This is a genomic window from Pseudomonas sp. JL23 (assembly GCF_056933585.1).
On sequence record NZ_CM167795.1, the window covers coordinates 1,561,877 to 1,577,109 of the forward strand.

Sequence of the window (15,233 nt, forward strand, 5' to 3'; positions counted from 1 at the left end):
AATCGGAATGTGTTTGTTGTTTCAGTCAATTAATGGATTTTAGAAAATCAGCCGTCTCCGCCCGCTGCGGATTGCCAATCACTTGTTCCGGCGTGCCGATTTCATGAATCAGACCATTGCGGAAAAACGCCACGCGGTCGGACACGTCCCGGGCAAAGCGGATCTCGTGGGTCACCAGGACCATGGTCATGCCGTCTTCGGCGAGCATGCGCATGGTGTCCAATACCTCCCCCACAAGCTGCGGGTCGAGGGCCGAGGTGGCTTCGTCGAACAGCATGTAATCCGGCGACATGGCCAGGGCGCGGGCAATGGCCATGCGCTGTTGCTGACCGCCGGAGAGCTTGCCGGGGAACACCTTGAGCTTGTCGCCCAGGCCGACATGAGTGAGTTGCTTGACCGCCAATGCCTCGGCCTCGGCCTTGCTTTTACCCAGGACGGTGCGCGGCGCCAGCATCACGTTTTCTAGCACGGTCAGGTGCGGAAAGGCGTTCCACTGTTGGAACACGATGCCGATCTTCTGCCGCAGCTTGTTGATATCGGTGCCCGGTGCATGGACCTCGGTGCCGTCGACGCGGATGCTGCCGCTCTTGATCGATTCCAGGCCGTTGATGCACATCAGCAGGGTCGATTTACCCGAGCCGGAGCCGCCGATGATCGACACCACTTCACCCTTGTTCACCGACAGGCTGACGCCCTTGATCACTTCCAGTTCGCCGAATGATTTGTGTACGTTGTCGATCTCAATCATTTTCCTGCCACCTTGCTTCCAGCCGGGCGCCGAGACGGGCAACCACCAGGCTCATGACGTAGTAAATGGCGCCGGCGATGCACAACACCAGCAACGGTTCTTGAATGCGCGTAACGATGGTCTGGGAGGCCCGCAGCAGCTCGACGATGCCGATCCACATGACCAGCGCGGTGTCTTTCATCACCGACAACAGCAGGTTAACCCAGCCGGGGAATGCGACGCGGGCGGCCATGGGCATGACGATGCGGCGAATGTCCTGCCAGTAGGTCAGGCCCAGGGAGCGGCTGGCCCGGCGCAGGCTCATGGGCACCGACAACACGCCACTGCGCACGATCTCTGTGCAGTAGGCGGTGACGTATAACCCGAGCACCACACAGGCCACGCTAAACGCGCTCCAGTTCAGCCCGGCAATGCTTTTCAAAGCGTTGAACAGTACGAACTGGATCAGCAACGGCACGCTGCGAAACACATCCAGCAGCCACGCCAGCGGGATCGAGGCGCGCGGCAACAGGGCGCGGAACAGGCCGCAGGCAACACCGATCACGGTGCCGATCAGCATCGACACGAGGGTCAGCAGGATCGTCACCTTGGTGCCGTCGAGCAGGAACAGCATGTCGTTCCAGGTAAAGCTGGTATTGAACATGGTCATCTCCCTCAATACCGGAACAGGCGCCAGGACAGCAGGCGGGCCAGTCCCACGATCGCCTTGGCGATCAGGTAATACAGCACGGCGGCGATGGCGAAAAATTCAAAGGTGCGGAAGGTCTTGACGTTCCAGTCCTGGGTCACGCCGGTGAGGTCGTTGTTCAGACCGACCACCACGCCCATGGAGGTCATCAGTACCGCCCAGACCATCTGGTTGGTCAGGGGGTAGAAAACGATCCGCAACAGTTGCGGAATGACGATCAGCCGGTATGCCTTGGGTGCACTCATGCCCAGGGAACGGGCGGCGCGCAGTTGGGTGTCCGGCACCGCTTTGAGCCCGCCGCGGAAGTTCTCGGCCAGGTAACCGGCGTTATTGATGGTGATCCCTGCCAGCAAGGCCGCCCATGAACTGATATGCAGGCCGAATGAGCCAAGGCCGAAATAGAGGATGTAGACCTGAAACAGCGACGGCGTATTGCGCGCAATGGAAATCCACGCGGCGGCAAAACCGCGCAATATCGGTTGCTTGCCCATGCGCATGAAGGTCAGGCACAGGGCGATCAGCACGCCGAGGATCATCGACAGCGCGGCGGTCTCGAAGGTGACCAGGGCGCCATCGAGCATGTCCGGCAGGGCCTTGAAAGCGGCGCGCCAGTGGAAGTTGTAATCAAACATGGGCAGGCTCCCTTTCTGCGTTCAGCCAGGCTGGCAGACGCCCGCTGGCCTGGCCGCTGCACGCCGTGGCGACGCACTCGGCAAGGCTGGCGAAATGCACCTGACGCCCGACCAGGCCCGGCGCGTAGTGGGCGTATTTGCCGGAGTTGGTCATCAGGGTGCGCGCGCTGACCGGCACCACCGGCTCGCCGAGCATGCACCAGCAGGTATCGCTGACGAACTGCACGCCGAAGTCTTCCAGAGTCGCAACGTATCCGGCGGCCCGGGCCTGCTCCAGCACGGCGCGGCCGAGGGTCACGGCGACGGCGACTTCAGGGTGTTTGCGCTGGCCCTGGCACAGGGCGGCGAGGCTCGCGCATTCGCTCAAAGAGAAATGCGGATTGCCCAGCGACACCAGATCCACCTGCGGGTCTGGCGCGCTGTCGAGTTCGCGCCAGCTGTGCAGCAGCTCGCTGGCGGTGATACGGAAAGTGCGCTCAGGTGCCTTGTCGCCCAATGCCTGCTCGGCGCTGGCCGCTTCCGGGGTGACGCCGGCGATATGAAACATAGGCGCCGCCGAGGTGGTGGCGAAGGCGGCGCCGAACGCCTTGAGATCGTCCAGTGTTGGTGCCGCTTGTTCCAGGCCGCAGACCACTGGGATCTGGCTGCCGCACAGCAGGCCGACGTGGTAGCCGAGCAGCGGGTAAAAACTGTCGTCCAGGTCTTGCAGCGCCGGCACTTCGATACGCAGGCGTGCCAGGCGCTGCTGCTCGATATGGCAGCCGATCAGGGGCGCGCGGCCGGTGAGGGCGATGCAGATATCCAGGTAGTCGGGGTATTTCAAGGTACGGGCGCCGATCACGCTATTGGCGTAGACCACGGCGTTGGACTCAGCCCAGACGATCTGTTCGCCCACCGTTGGCGCGCTGTCCAGCAGATACGGCGCGCAGGTAAAGCTGACCTGGGCGCCCATGTTCAGATAAGCATCGCCGAGTTGGCTGGCGGGCTCGCCGAGGCTGGCGGCGACACCCAGTTCGCGCCAGCGGCGCTTGTCCACGGAAATCGAATTGAGCGTGGTGGGCACTCGTACATGAGCACCCCAGGCCACCAGTTGCTGGGCGAAACGCAGGCTGGCCGGGCCGGTATAGATGCAGCCGTCGATATGCGCCTGAGTGATGTCCAGCAGTTCTTTGGCGCCTTGCAGTTCGGCCATGCGCAGGATGATGCCCATGGCCACTTGCGCGGCCTTGCCCTGGCGACCTTCGAGCATGTCGCGGTCGTTGTTACTGAGGATCAGGTCGGGTGTCCATGGCAGGCGCTTTTCGGCGCGGCTTGGCAGGGCCACCGGTTGTTCGCTGAAACCCTGCAGTTGATCACCGACTACTTGTACATGGCTCAGCCCGCGCAGAGCGGCGAAGCCCTCGACACCGACGCTGATGACCGGAATCGAGTGTTCGAACATCTGTTCGGCAATCAATACGCCGAGGGTGAGGATATCGTCGATCTGCTCCAGGACCAGCGCCGCCGGGGCGTGGCCGTTGAGAATAAGTTCCAGCATGACGCTGCTGCCGGTGCACGAGCCACGGCCACTGGGAATGGCCAGCACCCGCCCGCTGATAATCGAACCGCTAAGAGGGTGATGCCGGTCGATGACTTCCCCGGTAAAGGGATCGACACCGCCCCAGAAACTCAGACCAACGTCGGCATGGAGCAGTTCGCCCTGGGCCGACCCTGCCACCAGGCAGCGGCCTGTTAACGAAACATCTGACATGTTTGGGTTCCTGTTGCTGTTCTACCGCATTTACCTGTGGGACCGGCTTTAGCCGGGAAGGCATATGACAGGCGACAGAGGTCTATCGACTGTACTGGCCTCTTCCCGGCTGAAGCCGGTCCCACACGAGACTGCGCAGGCGCTATCAGCGATAAACGTTCGGCACAGTCAGGTCGACAGGTTTGCCGGCGCCCACCCATTTTTCATACAGCTCAGCGTAGCGGCCGGAGCGTACTTGCTGGTTGATGAACAGGTTGAGGTAGTTGATCAGGCCGTATTCGTTGCGCTTGGCGGCCAGGGCCACGTAGTCGATGACGTAGGGTGCGTTACCGGCGATACGCAGGCCTTTGTATTTGCCGGACTTGATCGAAGCGGCGGCGACGGTGTTGGTCACGACCGAGGCGTCGATATGGCCCTGGGCGACGGCGAGGATGGTGTCGTTCTGGGTCTGGTAGGCGCGGAAGCTGCCGTTGCCCCATTTCTTCACGTCTTTTTCCAGGGCGATGGCTTCGAAGGTGCCGCTGGTGTTACCGACCGGCTTGCCCTTGAGGTCGTCGTAGCTGTTGATCTTGGTGTCGTCGCGGGTCAGCACGACCATGTTGAAAGCGAAGTAGGGCACGGTCATGCCCACGGTCTTGGCTCGCTCGAGGGTGTCGGAGGTCGAGGCGACGATCACGTCGGCACGGCCTGAAACCAGCGCCGGGATACGATCAGGGAAAGGCGTTTCCACCACTTCGGCCGTTACCCCCAGCACCTTCGCCAGGTCGTTGCAGTAGTCCACGTCGAACCCGACCGGGACATTCTTCTCATCACGCATACCCATTGGCGGGAAATCCAGGGTAACCGCGCAGCGCAGTTTGCCGGAGTCGATGATGTCATCGAGCTTGTCGGCTTGGGCGGTGTTGATCAGGGAAGCACTCATGGCGGCAAAGAGGGCTACGGCAACAGCTGGGTTTTTCATAGAAGCCTCGTGATATGCAAGTGATGAAACGGGCTGAGCGAAAAGTCGGATATGTAATTTCGTATACGATATTAATTATGCAACCGCCGTGCCTGTTTTTTGATCAGTGGGTTAATTGGTCGCAGAGGCTGCTGGGGCGGTACTTGCAGCGGTTTGATGGTTGGCTGCGACACCTGGGTGGCCGTCACCGACATGTTACAAAAGGGAGCAAAGTTGTGGCGGTTGCTCCATGGTGGGTAGCTGTTTCAGCGATGGGACTCACGGTACTGGCTCGGCGAGAACCCGGTCAGGGCACGGAACTGGCGGCTGAAAGCGCTGTGATCCGTGTAGCCGCAGCGCAGGGCGATCTCGGTGATCGACAGGTCATGCAGCAACAGGCGCGAGGCTTCGCCGAGGCGCGCCTTGTGAATCATCTGTCGGGGCGTGAGCTGAAAGATGCGCTTGCAGTGCCGCTCCAGTTGGGCGATGGACAGCCCGGCGATAGCGGTCAATTCGGCCAGGCTGATGGGGCGGGCAAAGTGTTCGCGAATATAGGCATCCACTGCACCGAGCTTTTGATAAGCCGGGTGGGTGGATTGTGGACTTTGCAGATCCCGGGAAATCCCGGCGAGGCCAATGATTGCGCCCTGCTGATTGCGCAGCGCCAGTTTGTTGGTAAGGCACCACACGGGCTGGTTGCCGTAATAAAGGTGCAACTCCAGCTGATCGGACAGCTGGCGGCCATCGGCCAGGACCCGGCGATCCTGCTCGGTGTACAACGGGCCGAAGCGCGCAGGAAACACCTCTTCAGCGGTATGCCCGACGATATCCGTCTTGTGCTTGAAGCCGCAGCGCTGGGCTAGCGCCTGGTTGACCAGTGCGTAGCGGGCCTGGGTGTCCTTGATGAAAAACACCAGCCCCGGAATGGCATCGAACAACGGCGCGACCTGAGTCAGGGTCGCGAGCAGTTGGTCGAGGGTGTCGGGGGCAGGGGCGTTCAGGAGTTCGATCATGGGGGCCATATTATTTGAATTGGCGAGCGCTTCGTACTTAAGGAGACTTCGCCGACGTTGTGGGACCGGCTTTAGCCGGGAAGGCGTCTTTGACCATTCAGGGAATGTGTTGAATGTACCGGCCTCTTCCCGCCTAAAGCCGGTCCCACGGGATCAGATTTCTTCCAGTTTAATCAGGGTCGACACCCGCGCCGGGCTGAACGGCGGGCGCGGCATTGGCGGTTCCCAGCCGAACAATGTTTGCGTGGCGGTGGAGCAGATCTTGCCCTGACAGGCGCCCATGCCGCAGCGGGTGGCGAGCTTGGCCTGTTTCCAGTCTGGCTGCATGGCCAAGGCGGCGAAGGCGACGTCCTCGCAACGGCAGACCAGGGTGTCGGGGTTAGCCAGTTGGCGGATGGCCGGGTCAAGGGCGAAGGACTTCTGTAACTGATCGGCAAAGCGCTGCCAGCGTTTGCGCTCGGGCCACAAGGCCTGGGCCTGGGATTGCAGGCCGACGGCAGCAAAACCAGCGATCCGACCTTCGACCAACGCCAGCTCGCTGCCGCCGAAGCCGGTGCATTCGCCTGCGGCATAGTGATCGGCCAAAGGGCTGGCCTGCCATTGATCCACGGTCAATGCGCCCTGATGGACGTCGTAGCCCAGCGCGCGTCCCAGCTCTACGTTCGGCACCAGACCGAAGCCACAGGCCAGTCGGTCGCAGGCAACTTCCTCGATGCCTTTTGCCGTTTGCAGGCGCACGCCTTCGACGCGGTCTTGACCCAGGGCAGCGATAACATGGCTGCCTGCCCGGTAATGCGTGTCGAACAGCCCGAAGGCTTGCAGCGCCTTGTTCGGCCATTGGCCCAGACGCGCGGCGAAGCCCATCACATGAGCCCATGACGCCTGTTCGGCAATGCGCGGTATCTGCGCGCCGTTGGCTTTGGCCGTGGCGGCACTGGCCAGCAGTAGCGGGCCACTGCCGGAGATGACAATGCGCTCATCCTGCACTGGCAGGCCGCCCTTGATCAGCGCCTGCAAACCGCCCGCGCCGGTGACGCCGGGCAGGGTCCAGCCGGGGAAGGGCAGCAGCAGTTCGCGAGCGCCCGTGCAGAGGATCAATGTGCTGTAGCTGATCAGCCAGCCGCGTTCCGCGTCCTCGACCAATAACTGTTTAGCCTTGGCCCGGGCGATGACTTTGGTGCCGCTGTACAGCTGGATATTCGGCGTGTCCTGAATGTTCTGGCGCAGGTCACGGGCCTTGGCGGGGATGCTGGCCTGGGGGCCGTCGCGCCAGATCTGTCCGCCGGGCAGCGGGTTGTCGTCGAGGATGGCGATCTTCACGTCGGCATTGGCGGCGGCGAGGGCGGCGGCCATGCCGGCGGGCCCGGCGCCGATGATCAGCAGGTCGACATGGGTGTTCATGGCTGAGTCTCCACGCGCATGCCGTCGCGGCACAGGGTCTGGCAGGCAAGGCGGCGCTGGCCGTCTACCGTCACCCGGCACTCCTGGCAGATGCCCATGCCACACAACGGCGCACGGCGCTGGCCGCTGACCGAAGTGCGGCTGCAACCGGTGCCGCCCAGAGCCAGGGCCGCGGCCAGGGTAGTGCCTTGGGCGACACGCAGGGCGTGGCCGTCGATGCTTAGTTCAGGCATGGGGAAGGTCTCCACCTGGCAATGCGCAGCTACTTGAATGGTTTCCCTCCTGTGGGACCGGCTTTAGCCGGGAAGGCGTATTCCCGGCTAAAGCCGGTCCCACAGGAGGGGGACGGCGTGTCAACAACATGAAAAAGATCATTCGATAAACCGCTGCGGCGCATAGGGTTCAAGGGGCAGCGGCGCAGATGTGCGTAACATTTGCGCGGCGAGTAATCGGGCGGTACCCGGCGCAGTCGTCACCCCGAGCCCTTCATGCCCCGCCGCCAGCCACAGGCCGGGCTGCTGCGGATGCTCACCGATCAATGGCAGGCCGTCGGGGCTGGCAGCGCGCAAACCGGTCCAGCTGCGTATGGCGTTCATCTGCCCCAGTCCCGGGAGAAACTCACTGGCGCGGCGCAGCATGCGTCCGAGCATCCAGCCTTCGACTTCGGGGTCGTGATTGTCGAATTGCCGCGACGAACCAACGAATAACTGGCCAGTCGGGCGCTGCTGGACGTTGAACGCCACCGATGGCCCCTTGGCGTTATGGGCGCTGGTGACGTAGCCCAGTTCGACGAGGGTGTGGCTGATCTGCACGGGGTAGCGGTCGGTGATCAATAGATGGCCCTTCTTCGCCTGCAAGGGCAGTTCCGGGCACAGTTCGGCGGCGTAGATGCCATTGGCCAGGACCACGGCGTCGCCTTGCAGCCACTGGCCGTTGTCCAGACGCAGGCGATTGCCCTGCACTTCAACAACACGGCCAGGCTGCTGGCGGACTTTGCCGGTGCGTTGCAGCAGCCAGCGGGCGGCATTGGGTGCGTAGAGGATGCCGTCGCCACTGACCTTGAGGGCGCCATACAGCCCCGCACGCAAAGCCGGTTCGGCCTCGGCCAGGGCCTGGGCGTCGATCAGTTCACAGGCCATGCCGTAGTCGCGCAGGGTTGCGTGTTTTGCTTCGGCGGCGGCCATTTCTTCGGCATTGCAGGCCAGCCACAGGGTGCCGTTATTGCGCATGGCGCAGTCGTCCGGCAGCTCGGGAGCCCACTCGCGCCAGGTGCGCACTGAGTATTCGCTCAGAGCCAGTTCGTCACGGTTGTCGTCCAGCACCACCAAGTGGCCCATGCCCGCCGCCGTGGCAGCCGGGCGCTGACAATCGAGAACCAGTACGTCGAGACCCCGGCGAGCCAGTTCATCAGCACAGGCCGCGCCGATGATGCCGCCGCCGATGACGATGACCTCGGCGACCCGCTGCGCAGTCACGGGCGGATGCCCCAGGCGAACGGATCGTCGGCGTCGAGCAACAGGGTGGCTTCAGCGCTGACATGGGCACGGCCGCGAATGGTCGGGATCACTTGCTCGCCCTGCCATTCGTAGCTGCCTTCGAACTGGCTGCCGATCACGCTGGCCTGGCGCCAGATCTCGCCGGCCGCGAGCTTGCCGTCGGCGGCGAGGCAGGCCAGCTTGGCGCTGGTGCCGGTGCCGCATGGCGAGCGATCGTAGGCTTTGCCGGGGCACATGACGAAGTTGCGGCTGTCGGCCACGCCGTCATCGGCGAACAACTCGATATGGTCGATCACACCGCCGTCTTCGCCGAAGATGCCTTGCTCCTCCAGGGCCAGGCGCACGGCCCAGGTGTAGTCGGTGAGGGCGTCGAGGTTGCTGCTGTCCACCGCCAGGCCATGGTCGGCAATCAGGAAGAACCAGTTGCCGCCCCAGGCGATATCGCCGGTGACGCTACCGATACCGGGGACTTTCAGCGTCACGGCCTGGCGATAGCGATAGGACGGCACGTTCTGCACACTCACCGAGCGGTCTTCGTGCAGGGTCGCTTCCACCGTGCCTACCGGGGTTTCGATGCGATGCACGCCGGTCTCGATGCGGCCCAGGTAGGCCAGGGACACCACCAGGCCGATGGTGCCGTGGCCGCACATGCCCAGGTAGCCGCTGTTATTGAAGAAGATCACCCCGGCGCTGGCGGTAGGGTCCACCGGTTCGCAGAGCAGGGCGCCGACCAGCACATCGCTGCCACGGGGTTCCAGCACGGTAGCGGCGCGCCAGTCGTCGAACTGCTCGGCGAGGATCTGCTTGCGCTCGGCCATGCTGCCCTTGCCCAGGTCGGGAAAGCCGTCGAGGACCAGGCGAGTCGGTTCGCCGCCGGTATGGGAGTCGAGAATGCTGATGCGTTGCATGGGGTCACTCCGTGGCTTGAAGACCCTCACAGAATGACGCCGCCGCGCGGGCAGGGCTTGACCGATTTCGTTCGGGGCGATGACGAAATCGGCACAGCCGGTTGGCGCCTCAGGCTTCGCTGATGGACTCGTTGGGCAGGTGTGCGTAAAGCTCCCGACAAACACCGATGATGTGGTGCTCGATCAGTTCGGCGGCTTTGTCGACGTCGCGATCGGCACAGGCCTGAAGGATTTCGCGGTGTTCCTGATCGGCGCGTAGTTTGCCTTCGGCGAAGCTCATTTGCAGGCGCAGGTAGCGCTCGACCTTGTCGTGAATCGAGCGGATCAGGTTGAGCTGAAACGGCCGTTGCGCCGCTTCATAGAGGCAGGTGTGAAAGGCCCAGTTCAGTTCCGACCAACGCCCGACGTTATCGTCGCCAACGAATTCGTCACAGATGGCCCGGGCCCGGGCGATGTGCTCGGGCGTCATTTTCGGCACGGCCTGGCGGATCGCCTGGACCTCCAGCAGCACGCGTACTTCGAAGATTTGCGCCAGTTCCGGTTCCGACAGGCGGGTGACGACTGCGCCCTTGTTACGCAGGAACTGCACCAGGCCCTCGGCCTCCAGGCGTTTGAGGGCTTCGCGCACGGGGATCTTGCTGACGTTGAAGACTTTGGCGATATCGTCCTGGCGAATCGGCTCATCCTCGGCGAAATGCCCGGAAATAATGGCTTCGCGCAGGTGTTTGGCGATGACCTCGGAGGCCGAAGGGGCGACACCGAGGTTGGGGGCGTCAGGCAGTCGAAAAGGCACGCGAATGACTCAGCAAGGGGGACTGGGGAATATGGTATACGAAGTGCGTCAGAATTTATGTCAATCTGTGTCGGCCACTGCAAAAATCAGTGGTTGACGGTGTAGGCCAGCATCGCCGACAGCTGGCACAGCGGGCGTCCGCTCTCGGCCTGCCACTGGTTGAACACGTCCTGAACGATGGCCTGGTCGCGCTTGCTGATGGGCACCTTGTCGATGATGTTCTGGGCGTTGAGGGCGGCGACCACGTCATTGCTGGCAATAAAGGTGTCCTTGCCGACCATACGCAGGAAGCGCGGCGCCGACATGCCACCCATCTGGCTGCCGTGCTTGGCCAGATACTGCCACAGGCCGGTGATGTCACTGATCGGCCAGTCGGCGATAAACGCACCGAAGCTGCCGTGTTCGTGGGCGACATCGAGGATGAACTGGGCATTGCGCGGCACGCTCTTGAGCTTGCCCAGGTGGCGGATGATCCGCGCATCCTGCATCAGCCGCTCCAGGTGGTCGGCGCCCATGAGCACGACCTTTTCCGGATCGAAGCCAAAGAAAACCTGCTCGAACGCCGGCCACTTGGCGTCCACCAGACTGTGCTTGAGGCCGGCGCGGAATACCCGCAGGGCCATGGTCGACAGATAGCGGTCGTCGCTGATAGCGCGCAGTTGCTGCGGGGTGCGGGCGTCCGGCAAGTGGGCTTCAAGGGCTTTGGCCGAACCGAAGCGGTTCAGGCAATACTCGTTCAGCCATTTGTAGTCGTGCATTACTGCTCCAGAATCGGTTGCTGGCCTTCGCCGGCCTGTTTGCGGCTGTATTGGAAACGCCAGCGAACATACAGCAATGCGCTGATGAATACGGCAAGGCTGGCGAGCATTTCCAGGATGCCAAACAACGAGCGGCCCGGATCATAGGCGGCCAATGCGCCCTTGATGAAGTACAGATTGACCACGAAACAGGTCCAGGAGTGCCCGCGCGGGCTGCCGCTGAACATGCCCGGCGCCAAGACCAGCAGCGGTACCAGTTCGATCAGCAGGATGACCCAGGGCCGTGCGCCATGCAGATCGGCGATCAGCAGGTAATACACCGACAGCAGAGCGATCAGGCCGACAAAGCAGGCCAAGGCCAGTACGCGGCTGATGCGCACCCGCGGCTCCAGCCATTCCAGGGGCGGCAGGACCTTGGCCTTCTTAGCCACGAGGCGTCTCCAGCAGCAGCGCAGTCTTGGCCAGGCGCTGGCCGAGGGCGCGGCACAGTTGCGCTTCGTGGCGATCCAGCGGGCGCTTGCCGTCGGCACCGGCATGGTGGCTGGCGCCATACGGCGTGCCGCCGCCAGCGGTCTCGATCAGCGCCGACTCACTGTAGGGCAGGCCGGTGACCAGCATGCCGTGGTGCAGCAACGGCAGGAGCATGGACATCAGGGTGGTTTCCTGGCCGCCGTGCAGGCTGGCGGTGGAGGTGAACACGCTGGCGGGTTTGCCGACCAGAGCGCCGGTCAGCCACAGGTTGCTGGTGCCATCGAGGAAATACTTGAGCGGCGCGGCCATGTTGCCGAAGCGCGTCGGGCTGCCCAGGGCCAGGCCCGAGCAGTTCTTCAGGTCGTCGAGGGTGGCATACAGCGCGCCGCTTTCCGGAATGCTCGGCGCCACCGCTTCGCATTCGCTGGAAATCGCCGGGACTGTACGCAGGCGCGCTTCCATACCGCCCAGCTCGATGCCCCGGGCGATTTGCCGGGCCATTTCGCTGGTGGAACCGTTGCGGCTGTAGAACAGGACCAGAATGTAGGGTGTGCTCACGGCAACAACTCCAGGATATTTTCCGGCGGGCGGCCGATCACGGCCCTGTCCCCTGCGACCAGAATCGGCCGTTCGATCAGCTTCGGATGAGCGGCCATGGCGGCGATCAGTTGCTCCTCACTTGTGCTGGCGTCGGCCAGGTTCAGGGTCTTGTATTCCTCTTCGCCGGTGCGCAACAGTTGTCGGGCGCTGATGCCCAGCTTGCCGAGCAGGTCACGCAATTGCGCGGCGTCGAGCGGGGTTTCCAGATAACGGACGATGGTCGGGGTCAGGCCACGAGCTTCCAGCAGTTCCAGCGCGCCACGTGATTTGGAGCAGCGCGGGTTGTGATAAAGCGTCAGATCGGTCATTTGCGGTCGCATCTTGCGTGAGGTGGCGGGTATTCTACCTGCCGCAAGTCTGCGCCAGAACCCGTCGCGGTGATCGGTCGCAGATGCAGACATGTAAAAGCCGTTGGAGCGAAGCTTGTCGGACCGCCGCACCGCCGCGAAGAGGTCGGTACATCCGATGAGTCTTCTTAGCCGGAAATATTGCCTTCGCGGGCAAGCCTCGCTCCCACAGAGCGAATTTTGGGGGATATATGGGAAAGCGATTGGCCGCAATGGCTACGCTGCTGGGCGTGTTGCTGCTAAGCGGCTGCGGAGCAGATCTGGGCACCGATCAGAACGGCCAGAAGGTCGCCAGCGAGCGTATCGATAAACACTGGCTGGTGGTCAATTACTGGGCGGAATGGTGCGGTCCCTGCCGTACGGAAATCCCTGAGTTGAACAAGCTCTCCGAGCAGCTCAAGGATCAGCAGGTCACGGTCTTGGGCGTGAACTTCGATAACGTTCAGGGCGATGACCTGAAGAACGCCAGCAAGGCCCTGGGCATCCAGTTCACCGTGCTCGCCCAGGACCCGGCCGAGCGCTACAACCTGCCTACGTCCGAGGCCTTGCCGGTGACCTATATCATCGACGACAAGGGCAAGGTGCGTGAGCAGTTGCTGGGCGAGCAGACCGCCGCCGGGGTTACGCAGAAGCTCAAGGCTCTGCGCGGCGAAGGTTAATCATTCTTCCAGCCAGAAGCGCAACGGCTTGCCTTCGGCAGGCCACAGGCGCAGCTGGTTGATCGGCGAGATATCCCAGCGTTGCACCTTGCCCAGGGCTTGCAGGTAACGCTGCTCCTGCTCCATCAGCGCCGGGCCGCAGAGTTTGCGGGTGCTGCCGATGGGGCCCAGGCTGATGCTGTGATCCTTGAGCTCGTACGGCGCGAACCAGTGATTGCAGCCAGCGGTGCCATAGGCACGGCCATCGGCGCCGAGGGTCATGGTCAGGTGGCTGCTGTCAATCAGCGGTCGTTCGCCGATCCACTCCAGCAGGTAGCCATGGTCACGGCTTGGCGTCGGCTCGGTCGCGCAGCCTGCACCCAAGAGTGCAGCACCCATCATCCCTAATGCGGCAAAGCGTTTCATGCGGCAGTCCCTTGGCATTTTTTGCACTGGTGTTTGTCGCCGAGGGTTTTCCAGCCCAGCTCGGCTATACGGGCGATGGCGGCAGGTTTCTGCGCCTTGGTGCCCAGTTTGCTCTCGACCATGAACTCGAAGTCCAGCTCGGCGCCGCAGCTGTCGCAGTTGACCTTCCACTGATGGATCGCCAGTTCGTCGAACACCGGCCCCCGTGCCACCGCGACCCATTGCCCCGGCGGGTTGATCAGGTGACGGACTTTCTCGACCTGCAAGCGCATGAAGAGTGTCTTGGCGCCCTTGATCGTCACCAGCAGGGTGTCGTCGTTATGGATCGAACCGCCATTGCCGGTGACCTGATAGCGGCCGGGCCCGAGGGTCCGGCACTCCGTCAGGGTGTGCTGGGGGTTGAGCATGCTGTAGCGGAAATCGTGTTCGACCATGGTTCTTCCAGAAAGACAGGAGCCTGCAAAATGGCGCGCATCCTAGCATGCCCGCCATTAACCGACGCCTGTCAGCCGTCGACCCGGTTCTGCGGCGTGCCCTGGCGCCAGGCGCGGATGTTGTCCAGAGTAGTCTGGGCGATCGCCGCCAGGGCCTCCTGAGTGAGGAAGGCCTGGTGCGCGGTGATGATGACGTTGGGGAAGGTCAGCAGCCGCGCCAGTACGTCATCCTGCAAGGGCAGGTCGGAACGGTCTTCGAAGAACAGCTGGGCTTCTTCCTCGTAGACATCCAGGCCCAGGTAGCCGAGCTGGCCGCTTTTCAACGACTCGATCAGCGCCGGCGTGTCGACCAGGGAGCCGCGGCCGGTATTGATCAGCATGGCGCCACGCTGCATGTGCGCCAGGGAATCAGCATTGATCAGGTGCTTGCTCTGTTCGGTCAGCGGGCAGTGCAGGCTGATGATTTGCGCCTGTTCCAGCACCTGCGCCAGGCTCAGGTAGCGGGCGCCCAGGGCCTCGACCGTCGGATTGGGGTAGGGGTCATAGGCCAGCAGCTTGCAGCCGAAACCGGCCATGATCCGCGCAAAGGCCGCGCCAATCTGTCCGGTGCCGATTACGCCGACCGTCTTGCCGACCAGGTCGAAGCCGGTCAGACCATGCAGGGTGAAATCGCCGTCGCGGGTGCGGTTGTAGGCGCGGTGCAAGTGGCGGTTGAGGGACATGATCAGCGCCACCGCGTGTTCGGCCACGGCATTGGGCGAGTAGGCCGGAACGCGAACCACGTTGAGGCCCAGGCGTTTGGCGGCAGGCAGATCGACATGGTTGAAACCGGCCGAGCGCAGGGCAATCAGTTGCGTGCCACCGGCGGCCAGTTTTTCCAGGACAGGAGCGCTGAGGTCGTCGTTGATAAAGGCACAGACCACCGGGCAGCCATCGGCCAGGGCTACGGTGTCCAGGGTCAGGCGCGCCGGCTGGAAATGCAGGTCCAGCTCGCTGGGGACCCGGGCGGCGAGGAAGCTGTCACGGTCGTAGTGCTGGCTGCTGAAGAGGAGGGTGCGCATGACGGGGTCCTTTGGGAACGAATGCTGTAGCGGCTGGCCTTGTGGGAGCGAGGCTTGCCCGCGAAGGCGGTATTTCAGGCGGTATAGGTGTGTCGGATGTACCGGCCTCTTCGCGGCGGTGCGGCGGTC

19 protein-coding genes are annotated in these 15,233 nt (G+C 63.0%); 1 reads left to right on the plus strand and 18 read right to left on the minus strand.

Annotated features, from left to right (window positions below):
* Window positions 1-25: 25 nt before the first annotated feature.
* The 15 genes from AC1Z24_RS07300 to arsC all read right to left on the minus strand — a co-directional run bounded on the left by AC1Z24_RS07300 (window position 26) and on the right by arsC (window position 12,506).
* Window positions 26-748, minus strand: coding sequence for an amino acid ABC transporter ATP-binding protein (locus AC1Z24_RS07300; protein WP_483745106.1), 723 nt, complete (start codon window positions 746-748; stop codon window positions 26-28).
* Entirely contained in the window at window positions 741-1,391 is a 651-nt protein-coding gene (locus AC1Z24_RS07305; protein WP_483745107.1) for an amino acid ABC transporter permease, read from the minus strand. Before AC1Z24_RS07305 ends, AC1Z24_RS07300 begins: the two co-directional genes overlap by 8 nt.
* An 11-nt stretch (window positions 1,392-1,402) precedes the next feature.
* Window positions 1,403-2,068 (minus strand): amino acid ABC transporter permease, encoded by a 666-nt coding sequence (locus AC1Z24_RS07310; protein ID WP_259099218.1) that lies wholly within the window; start codon window positions 2,066-2,068, stop codon window positions 1,403-1,405.
* Window positions 2,061-3,818: a cis-3-hydroxy-L-proline dehydratase gene (lhpI, locus tag AC1Z24_RS07315; protein WP_483745108.1), complete on the minus strand. Its 1,758-nt coding sequence runs from the start codon at window positions 3,816-3,818 to the stop codon at window positions 2,061-2,063. The genes AC1Z24_RS07310 and lhpI overlap by 8 nt, the downstream gene beginning before the upstream one ends.
* Before the next feature lie 145 nt (window positions 3,819-3,963).
* The gene (locus AC1Z24_RS07320; protein ID WP_483745109.1) at window positions 3,964-4,779 is read right to left on the minus strand and encodes an ABC transporter substrate-binding protein; all 816 of its coding nucleotides are present in this window, start codon (window positions 4,777-4,779) and stop codon (window positions 3,964-3,966) included.
* Between the two features lie 245 nt (window positions 4,780-5,024).
* On the minus strand, window positions 5,025-5,771 hold the full coding sequence (locus tag AC1Z24_RS07325) for an AraC family transcriptional regulator (protein ID WP_483745110.1): 747 nt from the start codon (window positions 5,769-5,771) through the stop codon (window positions 5,025-5,027).
* A 153-nt stretch (window positions 5,772-5,924) separates the two neighbouring features.
* Window positions 5,925-7,172 carry an FAD-dependent oxidoreductase gene (locus AC1Z24_RS07330; protein WP_483745111.1) on the minus strand — a complete coding sequence of 416 codons (1,248 nt, stop codon included), beginning with the start codon at window positions 7,170-7,172 and terminating at the stop codon, window positions 5,925-5,927.
* Window positions 7,169-7,405 carry a (2Fe-2S)-binding protein gene (locus tag AC1Z24_RS07335; RefSeq protein ID WP_483745112.1) on the minus strand — a complete coding sequence of 79 codons (237 nt, stop codon included), beginning with the start codon at window positions 7,403-7,405 and terminating at the stop codon, window positions 7,169-7,171. Before AC1Z24_RS07335 ends, AC1Z24_RS07330 begins: the two co-directional genes overlap by 4 nt.
* A 138-nt stretch (window positions 7,406-7,543) precedes the next feature.
* Window positions 7,544-8,647, minus strand: coding sequence for an NAD(P)/FAD-dependent oxidoreductase (locus AC1Z24_RS07340; protein ID WP_483745113.1), 1,104 nt, complete (start codon window positions 8,645-8,647; stop codon window positions 7,544-7,546).
* The gene (locus AC1Z24_RS07345) at window positions 8,644-9,576 is read right to left on the minus strand and encodes a 4-hydroxyproline epimerase (RefSeq protein WP_483745114.1); all 933 of its coding nucleotides are present in this window, start codon (window positions 9,574-9,576) and stop codon (window positions 8,644-8,646) included. The genes AC1Z24_RS07340 and AC1Z24_RS07345 overlap by 4 nt, the downstream gene beginning before the upstream one ends.
* A 109-nt stretch (window positions 9,577-9,685) precedes the next feature.
* Window positions 9,686-10,357: a GntR family transcriptional regulator gene (locus tag AC1Z24_RS07350; RefSeq protein ID WP_483746555.1), complete on the minus strand. Its 672-nt coding sequence runs from the start codon at window positions 10,355-10,357 to the stop codon at window positions 9,686-9,688.
* A 98-nt stretch (window positions 10,358-10,455) separates the two neighbouring features.
* Window positions 10,456-11,127, minus strand: a complete 672-nt coding sequence (locus AC1Z24_RS07355) for a DNA-3-methyladenine glycosylase I (RefSeq protein ID WP_483745115.1) — start codon at window positions 11,125-11,127, stop codon at window positions 10,456-10,458.
* Window positions 11,127-11,558 carry a DUF2069 domain-containing protein gene (locus tag AC1Z24_RS07360; protein ID WP_483745116.1) on the minus strand — a complete coding sequence of 144 codons (432 nt, stop codon included), beginning with the start codon at window positions 11,556-11,558 and terminating at the stop codon, window positions 11,127-11,129. The genes AC1Z24_RS07355 and AC1Z24_RS07360 overlap by 1 nt, the downstream gene beginning before the upstream one ends.
* On the minus strand, window positions 11,551-12,156 hold the full coding sequence (gene wrbA / locus AC1Z24_RS07365; RefSeq protein ID WP_483745117.1) for an NAD(P)H:quinone oxidoreductase: 606 nt from the start codon (window positions 12,154-12,156) through the stop codon (window positions 11,551-11,553). Before wrbA ends, AC1Z24_RS07360 begins: the two co-directional genes overlap by 8 nt.
* Entirely contained in the window at window positions 12,153-12,506 is a 354-nt protein-coding gene (arsC, locus tag AC1Z24_RS07370; protein WP_483745118.1) for an arsenate reductase (glutaredoxin), read from the minus strand. The genes wrbA and arsC overlap by 4 nt, the downstream gene beginning before the upstream one ends.
* A gap of 230 nt (window positions 12,507-12,736) precedes the next feature.
* Between arsC and AC1Z24_RS07375 the strand changes: the two genes are divergently transcribed.
* Window positions 12,737-13,204 (plus strand): TlpA disulfide reductase family protein, encoded by a 468-nt coding sequence (locus AC1Z24_RS07375; protein WP_483745119.1) that lies wholly within the window; start codon window positions 12,737-12,739, stop codon window positions 13,202-13,204.
* Here the strand turns inward: AC1Z24_RS07375 and AC1Z24_RS07380 are convergent, their stop codons facing one another.
* The 3 genes from AC1Z24_RS07380 to AC1Z24_RS07390 all read right to left on the minus strand — a co-directional run bounded on the left by AC1Z24_RS07380 (window position 13,205) and on the right by AC1Z24_RS07390 (window position 15,104).
* Entirely contained in the window at window positions 13,205-13,609 is a 405-nt protein-coding gene (locus AC1Z24_RS07380) for an META domain-containing protein (RefSeq protein WP_483745120.1), read from the minus strand. It lies immediately after the preceding gene.
* Entirely contained in the window at window positions 13,606-14,043 is a 438-nt protein-coding gene (locus AC1Z24_RS07385; RefSeq protein WP_259099247.1) for a hypothetical protein, read from the minus strand. Before AC1Z24_RS07385 ends, AC1Z24_RS07380 begins: the two co-directional genes overlap by 4 nt.
* Before the next feature lie 71 nt (window positions 14,044-14,114).
* The gene (locus AC1Z24_RS07390) at window positions 14,115-15,104 is read right to left on the minus strand and encodes a 2-hydroxyacid dehydrogenase (RefSeq protein ID WP_483745121.1); all 990 of its coding nucleotides are present in this window, start codon (window positions 15,102-15,104) and stop codon (window positions 14,115-14,117) included.
* Window positions 15,105-15,233 lie beyond the last annotated feature (129 nt).

Excerpts from the sequence above, each read along its gene's own strand:
- AC1Z24_RS07380 (WP_483745120.1), bottom strand. The coding sequence starts at position 13,609 with ATGAAACGCTTTGCCGCATTAGGGATGATGGGTGCTGCACTCTTGGGT.
- AC1Z24_RS07330 (WP_483745111.1), bottom strand. The coding sequence starts at position 7,172 with ATGAACACCCATGTCGACCTGCTGATCATCGGCGCCGGGCCCGCCGGC.
- AC1Z24_RS07390 (WP_483745121.1), bottom strand. The coding sequence starts at position 15,104 with ATGCGCACCCTCCTCTTCAGCAGCCAGCACTACGACCGTGACAGCTTC.
- arsC (WP_483745118.1), bottom strand. The coding sequence starts at position 12,506 with ATGACCGATCTGACGCTTTATCACAACCCGCGCTGCTCCAAATCACGT.
- lhpI (WP_483745108.1), bottom strand. The coding sequence starts at position 3,818 with ATGTCAGATGTTTCGTTAACAGGCCGCTGCCTGGTGGCAGGGTCGGCC.
- AC1Z24_RS07300 (WP_483745106.1), bottom strand. The coding sequence starts at position 748 with ATGATTGAGATCGACAACGTACACAAATCATTCGGCGAACTGGAAGTG.
- AC1Z24_RS07375 (WP_483745119.1), top strand. The coding sequence starts at position 12,737 with ATGGGAAAGCGATTGGCCGCAATGGCTACGCTGCTGGGCGTGTTGCTG.
- AC1Z24_RS07325 (WP_483745110.1), bottom strand. The coding sequence starts at position 5,771 with ATGATCGAACTCCTGAACGCCCCTGCCCCCGACACCCTCGACCAACTG.
- AC1Z24_RS07310 (WP_259099218.1), bottom strand. The coding sequence starts at position 2,068 with ATGTTTGATTACAACTTCCACTGGCGCGCCGCTTTCAAGGCCCTGCCG.
- AC1Z24_RS07305 (WP_483745107.1), bottom strand. The coding sequence starts at position 1,391 with ATGTTCAATACCAGCTTTACCTGGAACGACATGCTGTTCCTGCTCGAC.
- AC1Z24_RS07320 (WP_483745109.1), bottom strand. The coding sequence starts at position 4,779 with ATGAAAAACCCAGCTGTTGCCGTAGCCCTCTTTGCCGCCATGAGTGCT.
- AC1Z24_RS07335 (WP_483745112.1), bottom strand. The coding sequence starts at position 7,405 with ATGCCTGAACTAAGCATCGACGGCCACGCCCTGCGTGTCGCCCAAGGC.
- AC1Z24_RS07385 (WP_259099247.1), bottom strand. The coding sequence starts at position 14,043 with ATGGTCGAACACGATTTCCGCTACAGCATGCTCAACCCCCAGCACACC.
- AC1Z24_RS07355 (WP_483745115.1), bottom strand. The coding sequence starts at position 11,127 with ATGCACGACTACAAATGGCTGAACGAGTATTGCCTGAACCGCTTCGGT.
- AC1Z24_RS07345 (WP_483745114.1), bottom strand. The coding sequence starts at position 9,576 with ATGCAACGCATCAGCATTCTCGACTCCCATACCGGCGGCGAACCGACT.